Here is a 16,976-nt window from a genome sequence, read left to right on the forward strand (position 1 = left end):
GTTTATTTCACTGCCTTGCTGATTGAACTTCGCTGAAATGTCAACACAACCTAGAATCTGCAACAATGGATAGTCTGTTTTGCGATCGCACATTAACTCGCTTTGAATCAGTTTTCCTTTCACTGCCAAACGACCTGTCGCCACACTCATGCACGGGCGGGAGTTTTCCACACGCCACATGGAATCGTTGAAACCCCGCGTTTTATGCCAGTTGGTACGCTGGCAAATGTCAAAACCGTAACGCCCGATCAGCTGAAAGCCACGGGCGCACAAATGGTGTTAGCTAACACCTATCACCTCCACTTGCAGCCAGGAGAAGACATTGTAGAACGGGCAGGGGGCTTGCATCGGTTTATGGGCTGGTCGCAGCCAATGCTAACGGACTCTGGAGGCTTTCAGGTGTTCAGTCTAAGCGAGATGAGATCGCTCTCCGATGAAGGGGTCACGTTTCGCTCTCCCCGCGACGGACAAATGATTCATCTCACTCCAGAACGCTCAATTGAGATTCAGAATGCGCTCGGTGCAGATGTGATTATGGCGTTCGATGAGTGTCCACCGCCCGGCGTGGGACGCGAGGCAACTGAGACTGCAACAGAACGTACCTACCAATGGCTAAAACGCTGTATTTCAGCCCATAGCCGATCCGACCAAGCGCTGTTTGGCATTGTTCAAGGGGGCGAATTTTTGGATCTGCGATCGCGGGCGGTTCAGATGCTAAGTGAGTTAGATTTGCCAGGCTATGCGATTGGAGGCGTCAGCGTTGGCGAAGCGCCTGACGTAATTGATCGAGTCGTTCAAGCCACTGCGCCGCTCCTGCCATCCCATAAGCCGCGATATCTAATGGGAGTGGGAACGTATCGAGAAATGGCACGCGCGATCGCAGCAGGAATTGATCTATTTGATTGTGTTATTCCAACTCGCTTGGCGCGGCATGGTGCGGCACTCGTGCAAGGAGAGCGGTGGAATCTGAAAAATGCTAAGTTTCGTGAAGATTTTACTCCCCTCGATCAATCCTGTTCGTGCTACACCTGTCAGACCTTTAGCCGAGCTTATCTTAGTCACCTGCTGCGATCGCAAGAACTTCTCGGCTATACTCTCCTTTCCATTCACAACATTACTGAGCTAATTTCCTTTACTCAACGAATTCGTGCTTCTGTTTTAAACGGCACATTTCACCAAGACTTTACTCCCTGGTTAGTCCCCCTTCAATGAAACCTGCTTACCGTTGACCTATCGATCATGTTAAAATTCATGGCAATTATGAATCTGTGTTGAAGAGGTAAACGAGTCATGGAAGCAGCATTGCTTTTAGCCAAACTGCCCGAAGCGTACTCCATTTTCGATCCCTTGGTAGACGTTCTACCCGTCATTCCCGTCTTCTTTTTGCTGCTGGCGTTTGTTTGGCAAGCCGCGATCGGTTTCAGATAATCTGCATATAAAACCGAATATAGAAAACGAAAGGGGCATAATTAATGCCCCTTTTTTATGGATTGTTTTTGATCCCTTGATTTCATTTGGTAGCAGATTATTTGCGCCCACCGATCGCTTTTTGAAAGGAAGGACGTTCTGCCATTCGTTTGGTGTAATCAACCACGGCAGGATACTCGCTGAGATCCAATTGCAGCATGAGTGGAATGTATGCCAGCAAGGAGCCAACAGCGATATCTGCAACCGTAAAATGGTCGCCGCTAACAAAGTGTTGCCGCTCGAACAATTCGTTCAGTGGGTTCATCAAGCGCGGAAGTTCTCGGTCACGATTAGCCTCAACAAATACGCCAGGCCCTAATGTCGCATTGGCAAAAGTAACCCACTGAGTTGAAATCATTCGTTCTTCAAACGAAGCCTCTCCGTACTTTTCTTCCAGGTAAAGCAAGATTGCGCCCGATTCCCACAGTTTGACCGTACCATCTACAATTCCCGGAACCTTGCCAAACGGGTTGATCTCTCGGTAACTCGGCTGTAGCTGTTCTCCCGCCTGAAGATCTAGCACTACAATCTCATAGGGAACGTTTAACTCTTCTAAATACCACTGCACAATAGACGCGCGGCTCCGCACGCCAGCATAGAGCTTCAACATTCAGTCAAATCCTTCAATGAACTACAGAGTATTTACTACAGAGTTTTGTGCGTGTACTCGTGCTGCTTAACGTTATCTTCTGTTTTCACGATGCGCTGAGAGTTGAGAATCCGTCTGCGCTCAGTTGAAAAATTAAAGTCAGCACGGGACGTGCCTATAGGGATATGCTGCTGTGCAACGGTCTTAGCTTTGTAAGTCCGGGCAGCAGAAGTGGCACGATAGGCAAAGTCATCGCAAAACTGAGCGTCGGTCGGAAAATCAGATGGAAGTTGAGGCGTTTCGCCTGGCAAGACGGCTCCGATCGGGGTTGCGATCGCCAATGAATACGAGGTGGGGATGCCCTTCAGAATCGCTTCGAGTGCCGCAGATGGAATTGGCTCCACTACTTTAACTTCATGGATCTCTCCCTCGTCTTTCAGAAAGCAAGTGGCTAAGCCAAGGACAAGATAATCATCTGCGGAGACATCGGAAATATTGGGATACGAAGTGGCTGCTGTCATAGGATGTTTTGTCGTCAACCAGACTAAACTCTGGTGGGTTTCGTTAGAGCGGAAGGATGCAAATTGCCTCACATTTGTCGCATTTTACCAAGTTCTTCCTGCGCCCATTCGTGATTTGTAACTTAACGTGATTTCTAAAGCCAGCCGTCGTCAGTGGATCGAGGAATGAGCCTAGAAATGCGAACCACAGATGATGGGCTAATTCTAGATTTGCAGACTAGCGATCGCGCCTTGTTCTGCGGAGCAGTCGCCTAAATAATACAGAGACTGATCGAGCAGCTTCAGCCTTTTTCTCTAACTGTTAAGCGTTCAGCAGTTGCGGGAACGTTAAGCTGACGCGAAGCAATATGAAGAAATGACAAAGTTAGTTTAAGGAGTGATCCAACTTTTCTGCAGTGGCGTCTTAGGTTATTGAATATCTCTTGACCAAATCTTCATCTTTCAAGGAAGGTCTGTTTCAGAAATGGAATCGCTCCACCTTGTAGCTAAAGTTCGCGCATAAAATTTCCAAGTAAGTCGTAAGTCTTCTCGTGCTAAGGCATTTCAGCCCAAACTTCTAAAATCTAACTGAAGACATATTCATGATGTAGCGCTTGGGCAGAAAAACTTTGGTTCGTAAGTCTGTAAGGTAAAGGCACACGCTGAGTGAGGATGATATGAACGTTCACAGTTCTCTAAATCGCGCCAATACAACTCATCACCTCCGCCCTGAGACAGTTGGCATAACAAGATCTTTTTCCCCTCGTCGCGGTTCACTTGGAGTAACACGGAGTGTAAAACGCCGCCCTCAGCGTCGTGAAACTACTGAGCGTTCGATGCGAAATCAGGGCGTCTGGCTCGACGCTCATGAGCAGGATCGGCTGTTGCGTCGGCGATCGCTTGAAGAAGCAAAACAAGGAAATTATCCGCTTGCTGTTGAAGGATTGAGCGTTTTGATCGATCGTAATCCTGAAAACGCAACAGACTACAACAATCGCGGCTTGGTGCAGTTTCAGTGGGGTGAGCGAGAAGCGGCGTTAGAAGATTACAATCGAGCGATTCAACTCAACCCAAAACTGGCGAATGCCTACAATAATCGAGCCAATTACTACGCTATCCAAGGACAGCTAGCCGAAGCGATCGCAGATTACGAAATGGCGATCGACCTCGATCCAACCAACGTGCGTGCGTGGCTTAATCAAGGCATCACCTTTCGCGATTTAGAAATGTATTCTCAAGCGATTGAAAACTTTGAACAGGCACTCCACATCAGCGAGCTGCTGACTCGCACCTCGGAGGATGCTTGCGTACTCGATGCTCATATTTACGCCGCACGGGGCAGAACCCATCACATTATCGGTGACTGGAACTATGCGATTGCAGACTATAACCGTGCCCTCGATTGCTTATCTGAACGCGCGTCAGAGCGCCTCTATACTCAAGTGACAAGATGGATAGAAGCGCTGAAGGGCTGATTTTAGCTCAGCCCTTCTCACTTGAAGTGCCTTCTCAACTTGAAATGCCCTTCTTAACTTGAAATGACTGCACTTGACGTTATTGTGCAGGATTCACCTTGCCAATCGTTTGAAGTGCCCCGTCTTCTTTAACCGTCCAGACATCGTAGCTGCCGATCGCATCTCCATTTGCGTCAATATCGACATCGCCGCTTGCGCCTTGGAAGTTGATTTCCTTGCCCTGTCTCAGCAACTCTAGCCCTTTACACACGTCTGTCACTTCTTCGCCGGGTGCATTGGTTACGTCCCGAAGCTTGCTCTTGATGCCTTCTCCAGTATTTGACTTGGCGGCTTGCGCGGCCAACACTAAAATGGCAGCCGCATCCCAAGAGTGAGGAGCATAGGCCGCAAGTGGACGATTTTGCTTCTGTTGCCAAAGTTTAGAGAACTGATCGAGTCCTTTTCCACCAGCTCCGGGAACCGTTCCGATCGCGCCTGCCAAAATTGATTTGCCATCTGAGGTTTTACCAACTTTGTTCACGAAGTCTTGAGAATAGACGCCATCCGTAAATAAAAGCTGGACGCCCTTACTGAGACCTTGCTCAAACGCAGACTTGACAAGCAAACTTCCAGTATCGGCGTACAAGATTGCCGCCACCGCATTTGGTTTCCCTGAAAATGCCGCTGCTGCCTCAGTTTCTAATGTGGTTGCTTTCGGATCGTACCGAGTTGGCTTCGACTGATTGGTGATCGTCCCGCCCAGCTTATCAAATGACTTCACAAATTCCTTCTCAAAGCCCACGCCATAGTCGTTATTGATCACAACTGTACCTGCGGTTTTGAAACCTCTTTCAGCGGCTAATTTTGCTAACGCTTGGGCTTGATAGGTGTCCGGTGGAGCCGTTCTGGCCCAATAACCATCATACTTGCCTTCTTTTGCTTGTTGCGTGAAAACGGGGCTAGTACTACCTGGAGAGATGAGAACAACTTTGTTGCGAACCGCAATTGGTAATGCTGCCGTAGAGACGCTACTGGCAAACGACCCAACTACTCCCGCCACTCGCTCGACTTGGGCGAGGCGAGTCATTCCTTCTGCGCCCGCCGCTGGATCAGTCTGATCATCAACCGCAACCAGAGTGACCGGCTCACCGTTTACACCTCCGCATTGATTGACAGTATCCCTAAGTAGCGGTACGGTTGCCACCATCTGCTGTCCAATGGACGCCAAATCTCCTGTCGATGGCAGTAAGGAGCCAATTTTTAATCCTTTGGTTGTGGTTGCGGCGGTATTAGAACCCGAAGGTGCGCCCCCTTGAGCGGTGGGAGCTTCTGCTTCTTGACAGGCGGCAGTCAATAACCCGGCAGCGAGGGTGACTCCGGCAAGTGCTACTGCGCTACTTAATTTAACCCTGCTCAATCTAACCCGATGTGCCGATGTCAATCTGCTCATGTTAGAGTGCGACTCCGTAGATTTGCTGTAAATGAGCCTCATCTTAAACTAAGAGCAGGCTAATGCGTAATTTGTAGTTTGTAATTTGTAATTGCTTCAGCCAACACTAAGCGATCGCAGATGAAGACGATAACGCTTTTAAGAAGGTTGGAGGGAAGAATACGCCCACCAAAACGTCCGCCGCTACTTCTCACCACGATTGATCTAGCAGAGACTAAACCAACGTTCAATCTCCAACGGTTGCACTCAACAAGTGAAAGCAAACCTTGGTCATTACAAATTATTCAACGGAGAGAGAGGGATTCGAACCCTCGGATAGACCTAAATCCATCAACAGATTAGCAATCTGCCGCTTTCGACCACTCAGCCATCTCTCCAGGTCTAACGAGTCACTATCATAACAGATTTGAGTGACTCGATCTCAATTTTTAGGTGCGGAGTTGAACCTGTTAACGAATCGCGAGACCGATCGCGGCTAAGACCGCTGCGATCGCATAAAACCAACCAACGACTTGCGTTTCTGTCCAGCCACTCAGTTCTAGATGATTGTGAAACGGAGACATTCTAAAAAAGCGTTTTCCAACCCCAGCGCTATTTTTCGTGGCTTTGAAGTAGCTCACTTGAATAATCACAGAGATGGTTTCCCAGAAGAAAAGGCCACTTAGGATCAGCAGTGAAAACAGCGAATTACTAAGCAGTCCCACGGCTGCTAAGCCCCCGCCAAGTGCCAGTGAGCCAGTATCTCCCATAAACACGCGAGCGGGATTCCGATTATGAACTAAAAATCCTAGACAACTGCCGCTCATGCAGGCGCAGAAAATCATTAGGTCAGAATTGGTGGGAGCAACGATCGCGCCAATTCCCAAGAATGCGATCGCAACGGTTCCTCCTGCCAGTCCGTCCATGCCGTCCGTTAGATTCGTGGCATTACTTTCTGCGACCAACACAAAGCACGCCAGCAGTGCAAACAAGCTTCCCAGTGGCAGCATAATTCCCAATGGCAACGCTAAGGTTGTGAGCGTCGGGTGCGTCATGATTAACCAGAGGCAAAACGCGATCGCAAATCCGATCTGCAATCCCAGCTTCATGCGTGGAGAAATGCCTTTATTCGATTTCTGACGAATGATTTGCCAGTCGTCTACAAAGCCGATTCCCGCATAACCAAGCGTTAGCAGAGAAACGGCCATTGCATCGCTCGAAAAGCCGGTTAATACCAACGCAATCAGGAGGGCAACGGGAACAAAAAAGGCTCCGCCCATCGTCGGAGTACCAGCCTTTTTCAGGTGAGATTGCGGACCATCTTCTCGAATAATTTGTCCTGCCTTCAGTGCCTTTAGAAAGGGAACCGCCCAAAACCCAACTCCGGCGCTCGCTAACCCACTAATCCAAAGCGGCGTCGTTAGCGAAATCGCCTCACTCCAAGCCCGCCCACCAACTCGATCTAAAATCAAGGCAGCGATCGTCATGCCAACACTCAGGATCAGAAACAAAAGGGTTCCTGAGAGACTAACCGATCGATTGCTAAATAGCTTCGCATCCACAAGCTTCTACTTCACTCCGCACAGTAACACCACAACACCTGAGAAGCCAACTTCGGAAAAAGAGCAAAAATTCTGACTTTAGTAGGGGTTAGAGCTTTAATCTGCTCACCCCCAAACTAATTTCGTTAATCTTCTAAATCGAAGTCATCGTCGTCATCATCGTCAATCGTATTGTCATCGCCTGCCATCAACGCATTGATTTCCTCTTCTTCTTCAAGGTAATCAACGTCTGAAGTATCTCGTGCGAGCAGACGACCTGAACTTTCCAGCCAGTCGAGAATTGATGCTTCTCGCCCAATTGGAATGATTCCCGCGCGCACATCGCGGGGTTCTTGACGTAAAGAGGGATTATGAACCATAAGTAAAGAAATGTTCCAGAGTCGGATCGTTACAACACAGATACTTCAGATTCTAGATCGAATGAAACACCCAGAGTGTACCACCGCGTCAGGAATTTGGTTCACGCAACATCGCATATTTGTTAGGAAAATGTCAAGATTTTTTTGCAGCCTAAATAATTGATTGCGGTTGCTTCGGAACTGCGAAGGGGAATCGCACCCGTTAAGGGGGTTAAAAAAGGTGTCAATCGGCACTCGGCTCTAAAGGCCAACCATTACTATTCTGCTGAGGGGGTAATTCTGTTTACACAAGGAGGAACCCATGATCGGGAAAGCTACATTACTAGAAGCGATCGCAGGCAAAAATCGAGGCTTGCTCACGACCGATGCGGATCGTCAGGGCGTCTTGGCCGCGATCGCTCAACTCGAAGATCGGAATCCAACGCCGCGCCCTGTGGAAGCAACGGCATTGCTCGAAGGAGATTGGCGGCTGATTTACACGACCAGTAGCGGAATTTTGGGTATCGATCGCGTTCCCCTCGTGCAGCTTGGGCAGGTCTATCAATCGATTCGGGTTGCCGATGCGAAAGTCTACAACATTGCTGAATTAGTCGGCGTCCCTTTTTTAGAAGGAATTGTCAGCGTGGCGGCTCGGTTTAAGCCCGTGTCAGAACGGCGCGTCGAGGTGAAATTTGAGCGCTCGATTGTTGGACTTCAGCGATTAATAGACTATCGATCGCCCGCCTCTTTTATTGAACAAATTGAAGCGAGACGAAAATTTGCCGCGATCGATGTCAGCATCGAAAATCGTGACCAACAGGGCTGGCTCGACATTACCTATCTCGACGAAGATTTACGTATCGGACGCGGCAACGAAGGAAGTGTGTTCGTCTTAACCAAAGGATGAACACTAAAATATGAACATTGAAATGAAGCTGATTCGTGGCTAACTCTTTACATCTATGCGGCTCTCTCAAGGTCAGTTGAATCTGCTTGAAGTTTGTCCTCGCAAGTTTCAGCACACCTATTTAGAACAACTCGGCTCTCCGACCGATCTTGAGCAGCAAGAGCGATTGTTAGCAGGGAGCCGCTTTCACTTATTAATGCAGCAGTGGGAGATGGGACTGCCGATTGACCCGCTGCTGAGAGAAGACGAGCAGTTGCGACGCTGGTTTGGGGCATTTATTGAAGCGGAGCCAAAAATTTTAGGTACGATTGCCTCGCAAACGGGTGACAGCGCTTACCGTCAAAGTGAACACCTCCGCACGCTCGCCGTCGAAGGGCATCTCCTTACCGTCATTTATGATCTATTGATTCTGTCTCCTACCCAAGCTCAAATTCTTGACTGGAAAACCTACCCCAAACCAGGGCGCTCAGATCGATTGTCGCAAAATTGGCAATCTCGCCTCTACCCCTTTGTTCTTGCCGAAACGAGCCAATATACACCTGACCAAATTTCAATGATCTACTGGTTCTTTCAGGCCAAGGGAGAAGCGACCGAACCGCAAAGCCTGACCCTCAAGTACGATCGCACGAAACACGAGCAGACTTGGCAAACCTTAACCCAGCTTCTCAAGCAGTTAACCGAATGGCTCCATCGCTACGAAATGGGGGAGCCGTTTCCTCAAGTCTCCCAAGCGGTGGGAGAGTGCGATCGCTGTAGTTTTGCCGTGCGGTGTCAGCGACAAGATGTGGTGATTCCAAGTGTGAGCGCGATCGCCGAAATTCCTCTGTAAGTTCTCTGTGACACCATAGAAGCATCAGGCTAATTTTACTCAGCCACGGTTTACCGTCCTGATGACTTACATTTTTATGAGTATTGAAGACAGTTTTGACAATGAGCGTTCTGACTCTGGGCTAACGGTTCGGGAGATGGAGATTGACGATCTCGCGGGAGTATTTCATCTGGGTGAATTGCTCTTTACCAGTGACTTATATCCCTACATTTACCGCACTTGGGACGAGTGGGAAGTGATTGGCTCTTACAATACCGAGCCAGATTACTGTTTAGTTGCCGAGGTAGACGAACAGCTTGCAGGCTTTATCTTGGGCACGATTATTAGCAAAGGGGCGTTGGTCTACGGCTACATCACCTGGCTTGGCGTTTCTCCTAGCTTTCAGCGGCGCGGCGTTGCTGATCAGCTTGTAGACCGCTTGGTTGAACGATTGATTAACGATGGAGCGCGGTTCATGATGGCAGATACTGACCCTGAAAATGCGCCCGCCGTTAAATTTTTCGATCGTAAGGGCTTTCACGATGCCCGCCGCCATATTTTCTTGTCGATGGATTTAAGTCAGCATGAATATTACGGAAAACTGATCGCCTACGAGCGCGAGAAAGCCGATCGCAAGGTCTGGAAGCGTCCTCGTTTGCGTCCAACTCCAAAAAAGTGATCTCAGGTTATGGTACAGAAATACTTCTACTCTTTGCAGATATGCCTGAGCAATCCTTTCAGTGGCAAGTTGAATCAACGATCGCACTTCCAGAAAAGTTTGTTCAAGCGGTTCGGCGGTGCGCTCCAGAAGTAGACGGACGTTATATTACTCAGCTTTTGTGGCAACGCGGCATTCGAGATGAAGCTGTGATCGCACCCTATCTGCACGTCGATCACTATCAGCCTCAATCTCCATTTGAATTTGGGCAGGAAATGGAGTGGGCCACAAAACGCCTGACCAGAGCTTACGAGATTGGCGAAATAGTCGGGATTTGGGGCGATTTCGACGCCGATGGTGTCACCGCAACCTCAGTGCTTTGGGATGGACTAGGACAGTTTTTTCCTAAACATCATCAGCTTTTCTACTACATTCCCAATCGCTTAACCGAGTCTCATGGCTTGTCCCGTCAAGGACTCGACCAACTGAAAGCGCAAGGCTGTCAGCTCATTGTGACGTGTGATACGGGCAGTACGAATCTGGATGAAATTCAGTACGCTCAACGGTTAGGAATTGATGTGATTGTTACGGATCACCATACGTTGCCTAGCGATCGCCCACCCGTGATTGCGATCGTTAATCCGCGCTATCTTGCACCCGAGCATCCGCTAGCAACGCTTTCAGGCGTTGCCGTTGCCTACAAACTAGTCGAAGCACTGTACCAGAAGCTTCCAGACGTTGCAGAGCGATCTCTAGAAGAATTGTTAGATCTCGTTGCGATTGGGCTAATTGCAGATCTAGTTGAACTGAAAGGTGATTGCCGATACCTCGCCCAGCGCGGCATTCAGCAACTCCAAAAGCAATCTAACCCCAAGACGATGACTCGTCCGGGCATTGCTCGACTATTAGAATTTTGCAAGCGATCGGGCGATCGGCCCACCGATATTTCGTTTGGTTTAGGTCCGCGAATCAATGCTGTGAGCCGAATTCAAGGTGATGCTGGATTTTGCGTCGAGTTGCTTACAAGTCAAGATGCTCAACGGTGTCGAGACCTAGCAGAAGAAACAGAACTTGCCAATTCGCGTCGCAAAGCCTTGCAAAAAGATGTGACTCAGCACGTCCAAGCAAAACTATCACAGCTAGATCTCTCAACAACCAGTGTGATTGTTCTTTGGGATGAGCAATGGAGTCCAGGCGTTTTGGGTCTTGTTGCAGGTCAAATTGCTCAAGAATATGGTCGTCCGGCCATTTTGCTCAGCACGCCAAGTGAGCCAGCCGTGCCATCTACACCTCAACTTGCAAGGGGGTCTGCCCGCTCTATTAATCAAGTCGATCTCTATCAACTCGTCAAATATCAAGAACACTTACTCCATCGCTTTGGCGGTCATCCCTTCGCGGCTGGACTCAGCATCTCGGTTGATAATTTACCCTTATTTAAAGCGGCGATCAATCAACGCCTGCTGCAACAGGGCATCATCGCGTCGCCTATGCTTCGCGCCGATCTCTGCGTCACGGTTGCAGAGCTTGGACTAGAGCTATACAAAGAATTGCGCCTGATCGAACCTTGTGGAATGGGCAACCCGATTCCTCGATTGCTGATTCAAAACTGTTGGCTAGAAGCAGACAAAAACCGCAAAATTCAAGACTTACGGGGACGAAAAGTTGAATACATTCGTACCTCTTTTACCCTTTGGGATAACTCGGCAACAACCGGATTTCCCGGGCTTTGGTGGGGGCACTATGCTAATGAAATTCCTCTAGGTCGCTGTGACGCGATCGTCGAACTGGAAAATAACACCTATCACAAACGCTACGAAGTTCGTCTCATTGCCTTACGTCCCTGCTCAGATGCTGTCACTCAAACGACTCGCCTCGACTGGATTCTCGACTGGCGCACTCAATCCTCTTCTAGTGATGTTAAACCGCTTCAAGTCCAAACCTGTCCAACTAGCTGGCAGGAGCTGCAAGTATGGTTTCGGCGAGCGGCACGAGAAGAAAGGCTGTTAGCGATCGCTTACTCTGCTCCAACCCTTACTCCTCCGCAAGACACGTGGCAAACTCTGATCGGCATTGCTAAATACTTAAGCCGCACTGAGCAAACTGCCACTCGCCGACAACTCTACGATCGCTTAGAAATTGGTGATTTGCCTCTAAAAATGGGCTTTCAAGCGTTAGAACTGCTTGGCTTCAGCGTCTCCTATACCGAACAAGGCTTTAGCATCGTTTGGGCAGAAAAAAAGCCTCAAGCCGAAGCAAGAGGCAGGGTTGAGCAATTTCTAGATGCAGTGCGCGAAGAACAATTCCGCCGCCAGTATTTTTATCAAGTGCCGCTCGCCACGATTAAAGCCGTCGCGATTCAAACGCTAAATGGATAAGCTCCTCTATCCCGCTTTACGTAAAAATCCAGTTGGCAGCGACTCCATGAACCCTCGACGTGTGACAACCCATTCTGTATTGCCTGCAAAATGATCGTAAATTGCAGTAATGGCAATCACGCTCTTTAACACACAGTAGAACGGAATGAATAGGCAGAACGCTAGATAATTCTTGCGGGGCTGATGTACGAGGTCGGTTCGCACCAGCCAAGCGGCTAAAGTTTGGATCGGACCACTCAGCAACGTCAGTGCAGTGGTCGCCCAGAAATACTCTGGTGCAACTTCAGGGGCTGTTGTGCCTGTCAAGGTCAGGCTGATCATCATTGGAAACATCTGGAGTGCAACAAAGTGAAACCCTGCACTGTAGACCAACAGCAGCGACCAGTAGAGTTTTTGCCAGTGGTCAAGCTTTGTTGAAAGCAGCAGCGAAAACTGGTGTCTCAAAGTCACCTCTAGCCAGCCTTGCGCCCACCGCTTTCGTTGGAACCAGAACGATCGCAGATCAACCGGAGCCAATTCTGTCGTTAGAATTGTTGGATCGTGAACAATGTTGTAGCCGCTAAGCAGCGTTCTGAGCGATGCATCGATATCTTCCGTCAACATCGTCGATGAAAACCGCATCCGCTTCAGGACTGATGTCCTCCAATAGCCGTTAGAGCCACAGAACATGCCAGTGTCAGCCAGAAGCGACTTAGCCGGGTGACTGACTCCATACATGCACTCAAACTCAACCGCAATCATGCTCGTCATAAAATTCACATCATGATTGCGAATCACATTCCGGCCTTGAACGACAGAATAGCGATAGCTCTCTAACCAACGCCATGCTCGATCGAAGCAGTCTGCATTGGGGTAATGATCAGCGTCTAAAATACCCGTGATTTCTCCAGTCACCACTTCTAATGCAGCGTTCACATTCTCTGCTTTAGAGTGGCTGTCTTCGACACACAGGAGCTTCAAATCGGGATAACGCTCGGCGAGCTTTTCTAATTCATCCTCGATCGCCAGTCGCTCCGGTCGGTTGTATGCCAAAATCACTTCTAGTCCATCCTTTGGTCGATTAAGCGTCGTCAGAATGTACTTCAGAGTGCTGAGAATAATATGCTGTTCGTTCGGCAGATACGCCGCCACAATGAGTGAGCTTCTGGGTGTTCCACTTTGTAGTTCTGGAACTTCCCTGCGATCGCTGTCGTAGGTGCGCGGCGTCCGTAAAAATCGTTGAATCCAGCCAAACTTTGGTTTACGCAGTGCCTTAGACCCAGATTTTTTATATCCGTAAGTGAGCGCTGTAGAAACCGCTTCCCCCATCACCACCAGCGAAGTGACAAAGTACAACACCGGAATCACAACGTGCATCGGCAGCAGATTCCCACCGCCACTGAGCACGTAGTAGTACAGGACTGTAGGTAAGCCGATCACGACAAGGTGAGTCAAAATAATCTTGTCAAGAATCGGACCAAAGACGGTAATGGGGGTGCGCGGCAGTCCTTTTCGCATAGCTACTTGTTAAAAAATTAAAGGGTCCTTCATAGATAGAAACCATGTGTAACAAGTCTTGTCAAATCTTTATGGACAGTTGAGTTGGCTGGAAGGCTCAGCCAAAATCACTGAAACTGCAACACACCCTAGCTTTGACGCTGTAGGTAAGATTGCTCAAAAGATATAACAAGGTTTGTTAAGATTTCTCTACCAAAAGGAAGAAACGTCACGGTTTTTCACTAAATGAAATCTTCATCTTCGTCCCGAATCATTACGGAAACTTGACAAAAATTTTGGCTCCGCAGCGAGAGAGTTTCGCCACAGAGCCAGATTATTTTGCTACAAGGTTAAAAAATGCTGATACGTACCAAGTATGATTCACTAATTCTGGATTAGCCTTCTGCCTCAATGTCCACTAGCTGAATGTCAAACGTCAAGTCTTCTCCGGCCAACGGATGATTTGCATCCAGCGTAATGTCTGCCTCTGAAACTTCCGTCACAACGACTGGGATTGGCTGTCCAGTCGGCTGCTGAATTTGAAGCTGCTGACCAATTTCTGGCTCTAAATCTCCTGGCATCTGAGCGCGATCGACAATCACGACCATATCTTCGCGATGAGGACCATAAGCTTGCTCGACGGGAATAAGTTCCGTCTTTGAATCGCCCGGACTCATGCCTACTACCGCCTGCTCAAATCCAGGAATAATTTGTCCAGAGCCAATTGTAAATTCTAAGGGAGAGCCATCGGTGGAAGAATCAAAAACGGTTCCATCGTCAAGCTTGCCCGTATAGTGGACTTTGACCATATCTCCAAGCTTTGCCTGAGCCATAAGCGCAGTTCTCCTAGGGTTGATTTCATCCTTTTCACTCTAGCGGGAATGGTCGGAAACAGTTTACTTCTAAATATTCATGTAATCTTCTAAATTTTCATGCAGCAAGCCGATGTGATTGTGATTGGAAGCGGCATTGGTGGTTTGGTGGCAGGGGCACTCCTCGCTCGCTACGGCAAACAAGTTCTCCTCTGTGAAAGCCATACGATCGCGGGTGGAGCCGTCCACGGATTCTCGCGCCAAGGATTTCACTTCGATTCGGGCGCATCGTTCTACTGCGGGCTTTCTGACCCAAATTCGCTCAATCCTCTGCGACAAGTTTTAGCCGTTTTGGGAGAAACCATTCCTGCGATTCCCTACGATCCGTTTGGACATTATCATTTTCCTGACGCTACGCTGCCGATCTATGGCGACTCCGAAAAATATCGAGCGGCGATCGCAGCCATAACTCCTCAAGGCGCAACAGAATTTGCTCAACTAGAAAAACGCTTCTTGCGCCTATATGAGGGCTTACGCGCTATTCCTACTCTGGCACTGCGATCGGATCTCAACCTCATTCCCACGCTGATCCGCTACTTTCCATCGTTGCTAAAGCTGTTGCCAAACCTGGGTTTGATTCAAAGCTCGGTCGGGGCGTTGGTGGATCAAACGATTCGTGATCCGTGGGTACGGCGGTTAATTGATTTGGAGTGTTTTCTTTTATCAGGATTAAAAGCTCACGGGACGATCGCCCCGGAAGTTGCATTTATGTTTGGAGAGCGATCGCGATCTGTCATTGACTATCCGGTTGGAGGTAGTACTGCGATCGTGGATGCCTTGATCCGAGGCTTCAAGAAATGGGGCGGACAGCTTCGCTTGGGAACGCATGTCGAGCAAATATTGGTGGAATCAAGCACCGTGAAAGGTGTTCGACTGCGAAATGGGGAAACCCTAAGTGCCCCGATCGTCATCTCCAATGCCACTATTTGGGACACCTATACCCATCTGCTACGACCATCTGATGTTCCTACTGCCTACCGTCAATCCGCGCTAGCAACTCCCACGGTCGATAGCTTTATGCACTTACATCTAGGCATTCGAGCCGACGGATTAGAGGCGTTGACTGGGCATCATGTCGTCGTGCACGATGCTGATCAAGACATCGCTGAGCCGGGGAACACCTGCATGATTTCTATTCCTTCAGTGTGGGATAAAAGCCTTGCGCCTGTAGGCCATCATGGAGTTCATGCCTATACCCTCGAACCTTATGAAGGCTGGATGCGCGACGAGCAGTACGAGATGAAGAAACGAACGCGATCGCACTCCCTCTTTCGCGCCTTGGAGCGAGTCATTCCAGATATCAGGCAACGGATTGTGCTAGAACTCATGGGCACGCCATTAACTCATGCTCGGTATCTGCGTCGTCATCAAGGCACTTATGGAGCCGCTATTGCTGCCGGAGCAGGACTGTTCCCCAGTTGCCACACTCCAATTTCAGGACTCTATCGCGTTGGTGACAGTACGACTCCCGGCATCGGAGTTCCTGCCGTCGCCGCTTCTGGAATTCTCTGTGCCAATACGCTAGTTCATCCCAAACAGACTTTAGAACTGCTAAAACTTCTCTAAAATTCATGTTCCAGGTTCTTCACTATCGAGGCGAAATTGCGGCTCTTAGCGCTGCCTTCATTTGGGCCTGTGCCTCGCTGGTTTACACCGGAGTCGGACAGCAAATCTCGCCTCTAGCGCTCAATTTGACGAAAGGATGGATTGCGATCGCGATGCTCGGTTTCACTCTATTTGCAATCGGCCAACCTGTGCCACTGATCCATGTCAAAAGCGCCATGCTGCTGTTGCTTAGTGGTGCGATCGGCATCGGATTTGGCGATACGGCTTATTTCAATGCACTCAACTCGATTGGCGCGCGACGTACTCTCCTATTTGAAACCCTCGCGCCTGCGATCGCTGCCCTTTTAGCGCTGGTTTTTTTACAAGAAAGACTCTCATCACAATCCTGGTTCGGAATTGTGATGATTTTAACAGGAGTAATTTGGGTTGTTCTTGAGCGCCTTCCTGAATCAACAGAACCGTCTTATCAAATCAGGCGCGGTGCTTTATTTGGGTTGCTTGCTGCTGTAGGACAAGCGATTGGTGCTGTCCTCTCTCGATTTGCCTTTATCGACTCTGATGTTGACCCATTGTGGAGTACGTTAATTCGCTTAATTGGCGGAACAATAGTGCTATTGATTTGGGGTGTGGCACAAAAGCAGTCTCATGAAATCGTTAAACCATTGCGCTCTCAAAGCCTCTTTTTCGTTGTTGCTGGAACTGCTTTCGTTAGCACCTATTTGGGAGTTTGGCTCCAGCAAATCTCGCTTAAATTTGCTCCTACTGGAGTCGCTCAAGCCCTCACCAGCACCAGCCCGTTGTTCGTTATTCCGCTCACTCGAATGTTGGGCGATCGCGTTAGTATTCGATCAGTGATTGGTGTCTTGATTGCTTTAGCAGGTGTGAGTTTATTGTTTAGCAGAGCGTAACTTACAAAACTACAGCTATTACGTTCTGTACGAAGAGTAATAAAACAAACAAAAAAAGACTTAGTAT

The 16,976-nt window shown here is 48.9% G+C and carries 16 protein-coding genes and 1 tRNA gene; 9 read left to right on the forward strand and 8 right to left on the reverse strand.

Annotated features, from left to right (window positions below; all coding sequences use genetic code 11):
- Positions 1-102 precede the first annotated feature (102 nt).
- Together tgt and AC5JLB_RS24900 are read left to right on the forward strand one after the other, a co-directional pair.
- A complete protein-coding gene (gene tgt / locus AC5JLB_RS24895; RefSeq protein WP_495876520.1) occupies positions 103-1,212 on the forward strand; it encodes a tRNA guanosine(34) transglycosylase Tgt in 1,110 nt (369 codons plus the stop codon).
- 78 nt (positions 1,213-1,290) lie between these two features.
- A complete protein-coding gene (locus tag AC5JLB_RS24900; protein ID WP_162545730.1) occupies positions 1,291-1,428 on the forward strand; it encodes a photosystem II reaction center protein K in 138 nt (45 codons plus the stop codon).
- A gap of 97 nt (positions 1,429-1,525) precedes the next feature.
- Here the strand turns inward: AC5JLB_RS24900 and AC5JLB_RS24905 are convergent, their stop codons facing one another.
- On the reverse strand, positions 1,526-2,077 hold the full coding sequence (locus AC5JLB_RS24905; protein ID WP_495876521.1) for a glutathione S-transferase family protein: 552 nt from the start codon (positions 2,075-2,077) through the stop codon (positions 1,526-1,528).
- Between the two features lie 35 nt (positions 2,078-2,112).
- Positions 2,113-2,577, reverse strand: coding sequence for a hypothetical protein (locus AC5JLB_RS24910; RefSeq protein WP_495876522.1), 465 nt, complete (start codon positions 2,575-2,577; stop codon positions 2,113-2,115).
- A 656-nt stretch (positions 2,578-3,233) separates the two neighbouring features.
- Here AC5JLB_RS24910 and AC5JLB_RS24915 point away from each other — a divergent pair.
- A complete protein-coding gene (locus AC5JLB_RS24915) occupies positions 3,234-4,031 on the forward strand; it encodes a tetratricopeptide repeat protein (RefSeq protein WP_495876523.1) in 798 nt (265 codons plus the stop codon).
- 79 nt (positions 4,032-4,110) lie between these two features.
- Here the strand turns inward: AC5JLB_RS24915 and AC5JLB_RS24920 are convergent, their stop codons facing one another.
- The 4 genes from AC5JLB_RS24920 to AC5JLB_RS24935 form a co-directional block, all read right to left on the reverse strand.
- Positions 4,111-5,427, reverse strand: coding sequence for an ABC transporter substrate-binding protein (locus AC5JLB_RS24920; protein ID WP_495876524.1), 1,317 nt, complete (start codon positions 5,425-5,427; stop codon positions 4,111-4,113).
- A gap of 321 nt (positions 5,428-5,748) precedes the next feature.
- Positions 5,749-5,837: transfer RNA gene (locus AC5JLB_RS24925), tRNA-Ser, on the reverse strand.
- 72 nt (positions 5,838-5,909) lie between these two features.
- Positions 5,910-6,950 (reverse strand): phospho-N-acetylmuramoyl-pentapeptide-transferase, encoded by a 1,041-nt coding sequence (mraY, locus tag AC5JLB_RS24930; RefSeq protein WP_495876525.1) that lies wholly within the window; start codon positions 6,948-6,950, stop codon positions 5,910-5,912.
- Positions 6,951-7,126: 176 nt separating this feature from the next.
- Positions 7,127-7,360: a DUF3134 domain-containing protein gene (locus tag AC5JLB_RS24935; protein WP_495876526.1), complete on the reverse strand. Its 234-nt coding sequence runs from the start codon at positions 7,358-7,360 to the stop codon at positions 7,127-7,129.
- Positions 7,361-7,661: 301 nt separating this feature from the next.
- Between AC5JLB_RS24935 and AC5JLB_RS24940 the strand changes: the two genes are divergently transcribed.
- The 4 genes from AC5JLB_RS24940 to recJ all read left to right on the forward strand — a co-directional run bounded on the left by AC5JLB_RS24940 (position 7,662) and on the right by recJ (position 12,087).
- A complete protein-coding gene (locus tag AC5JLB_RS24940) occupies positions 7,662-8,246 on the forward strand; it encodes a PAP/fibrillin family protein (protein ID WP_495876527.1) in 585 nt (194 codons plus the stop codon).
- 55 nt (positions 8,247-8,301) lie between these two features.
- Positions 8,302-9,075 (forward strand): PD-(D/E)XK nuclease family protein, encoded by a 774-nt coding sequence (locus AC5JLB_RS24945; protein ID WP_495876528.1) that lies wholly within the window; start codon positions 8,302-8,304, stop codon positions 9,073-9,075.
- 76 nt (positions 9,076-9,151) lie between these two features.
- Positions 9,152-9,733 carry a GNAT family N-acetyltransferase gene (locus AC5JLB_RS24950; RefSeq protein WP_495876529.1) on the forward strand — a complete coding sequence of 194 codons (582 nt, stop codon included), beginning with the start codon at positions 9,152-9,154 and terminating at the stop codon, positions 9,731-9,733.
- Positions 9,734-9,774: 41 nt separating this feature from the next.
- Positions 9,775-12,087, forward strand: coding sequence for a single-stranded-DNA-specific exonuclease RecJ (recJ, locus tag AC5JLB_RS24955; RefSeq protein ID WP_495876530.1), 2,313 nt, complete (start codon positions 9,775-9,777; stop codon positions 12,085-12,087).
- Positions 12,088-12,093: 6 nt separating this feature from the next.
- On the opposite strand, the gene AC5JLB_RS24960 is transcribed toward recJ, so the two are convergent.
- A complete protein-coding gene (locus tag AC5JLB_RS24960; RefSeq protein ID WP_495876531.1) occupies positions 12,094-13,584 on the reverse strand; it encodes a glycosyltransferase family 2 protein in 1,491 nt (496 codons plus the stop codon).
- Between the two features lie 374 nt (positions 13,585-13,958).
- Positions 13,959-14,396, reverse strand: a complete 438-nt coding sequence (locus AC5JLB_RS24965) for an FKBP-type peptidyl-prolyl cis-trans isomerase (protein WP_495876532.1) — start codon at positions 14,394-14,396, stop codon at positions 13,959-13,961.
- Between the two features lie 99 nt (positions 14,397-14,495).
- Here AC5JLB_RS24965 and AC5JLB_RS24970 point away from each other — a divergent pair, with 99 nt between their 5' ends.
- Positions 14,496-16,001 carry a phytoene desaturase family protein gene (locus tag AC5JLB_RS24970; protein ID WP_495876533.1) on the forward strand — a complete coding sequence of 502 codons (1,506 nt, stop codon included), beginning with the start codon at positions 14,496-14,498 and terminating at the stop codon, positions 15,999-16,001.
- 5 nt (positions 16,002-16,006) lie between these two features.
- The gene (locus AC5JLB_RS24975; protein ID WP_495876534.1) at positions 16,007-16,909 is read left to right on the forward strand and encodes a DMT family transporter; all 903 of its coding nucleotides are present in this window, start codon (positions 16,007-16,009) and stop codon (positions 16,907-16,909) included.
- Positions 16,910-16,976: the final 67 nt, after the last annotated feature.

It is taken from the genome of Myxacorys chilensis (assembly GCF_059505265.1).

What these genes read in the sequence shown, in the direction of transcription:
- AC5JLB_RS24905 (WP_495876521.1), bottom strand. Translation starts at nt 2,077, where the DNA reads ATGTTGAAGCTCTATGCTGGCGTGCGGAGCCGCGCGTCTATTGTGCAG.
- AC5JLB_RS24935 (WP_495876526.1), bottom strand. Translation starts at nt 7,360, where the DNA reads ATGGTTCATAATCCCTCTTTACGTCAAGAACCCCGCGATGTGCGCGCG.
- AC5JLB_RS24910 (WP_495876522.1), bottom strand. Translation starts at nt 2,577, where the DNA reads ATGACAGCAGCCACTTCGTATCCCAATATTTCCGATGTCTCCGCAGAT.
- AC5JLB_RS24975 (WP_495876534.1), top strand. Translation starts at nt 16,007, where the DNA reads ATGTTCCAGGTTCTTCACTATCGAGGCGAAATTGCGGCTCTTAGCGCT.
- AC5JLB_RS24970 (WP_495876533.1), top strand. Translation starts at nt 14,496, where the DNA reads ATGCAGCAAGCCGATGTGATTGTGATTGGAAGCGGCATTGGTGGTTTG.
- AC5JLB_RS24945 (WP_495876528.1), top strand. Translation starts at nt 8,302, where the DNA reads ATGCGGCTCTCTCAAGGTCAGTTGAATCTGCTTGAAGTTTGTCCTCGC.
- recJ (WP_495876530.1), top strand. Translation starts at nt 9,775, where the DNA reads ATGCCTGAGCAATCCTTTCAGTGGCAAGTTGAATCAACGATCGCACTT.
- AC5JLB_RS24960 (WP_495876531.1), bottom strand. Translation starts at nt 13,584, where the DNA reads ATGCGAAAAGGACTGCCGCGCACCCCCATTACCGTCTTTGGTCCGATT.
- AC5JLB_RS24940 (WP_495876527.1), top strand. Translation starts at nt 7,662, where the DNA reads ATGATCGGGAAAGCTACATTACTAGAAGCGATCGCAGGCAAAAATCGA.
- AC5JLB_RS24900 (WP_162545730.1), top strand. Translation starts at nt 1,291, where the DNA reads ATGGAAGCAGCATTGCTTTTAGCCAAACTGCCCGAAGCGTACTCCATT.
- AC5JLB_RS24950 (WP_495876529.1), top strand. Translation starts at nt 9,152, where the DNA reads ATGAGTATTGAAGACAGTTTTGACAATGAGCGTTCTGACTCTGGGCTA.
- AC5JLB_RS24965 (WP_495876532.1), bottom strand. Translation starts at nt 14,396, where the DNA reads ATGGCTCAGGCAAAGCTTGGAGATATGGTCAAAGTCCACTATACGGGC.
- AC5JLB_RS24915 (WP_495876523.1), top strand. Translation starts at nt 3,234, where the DNA reads ATGAACGTTCACAGTTCTCTAAATCGCGCCAATACAACTCATCACCTC.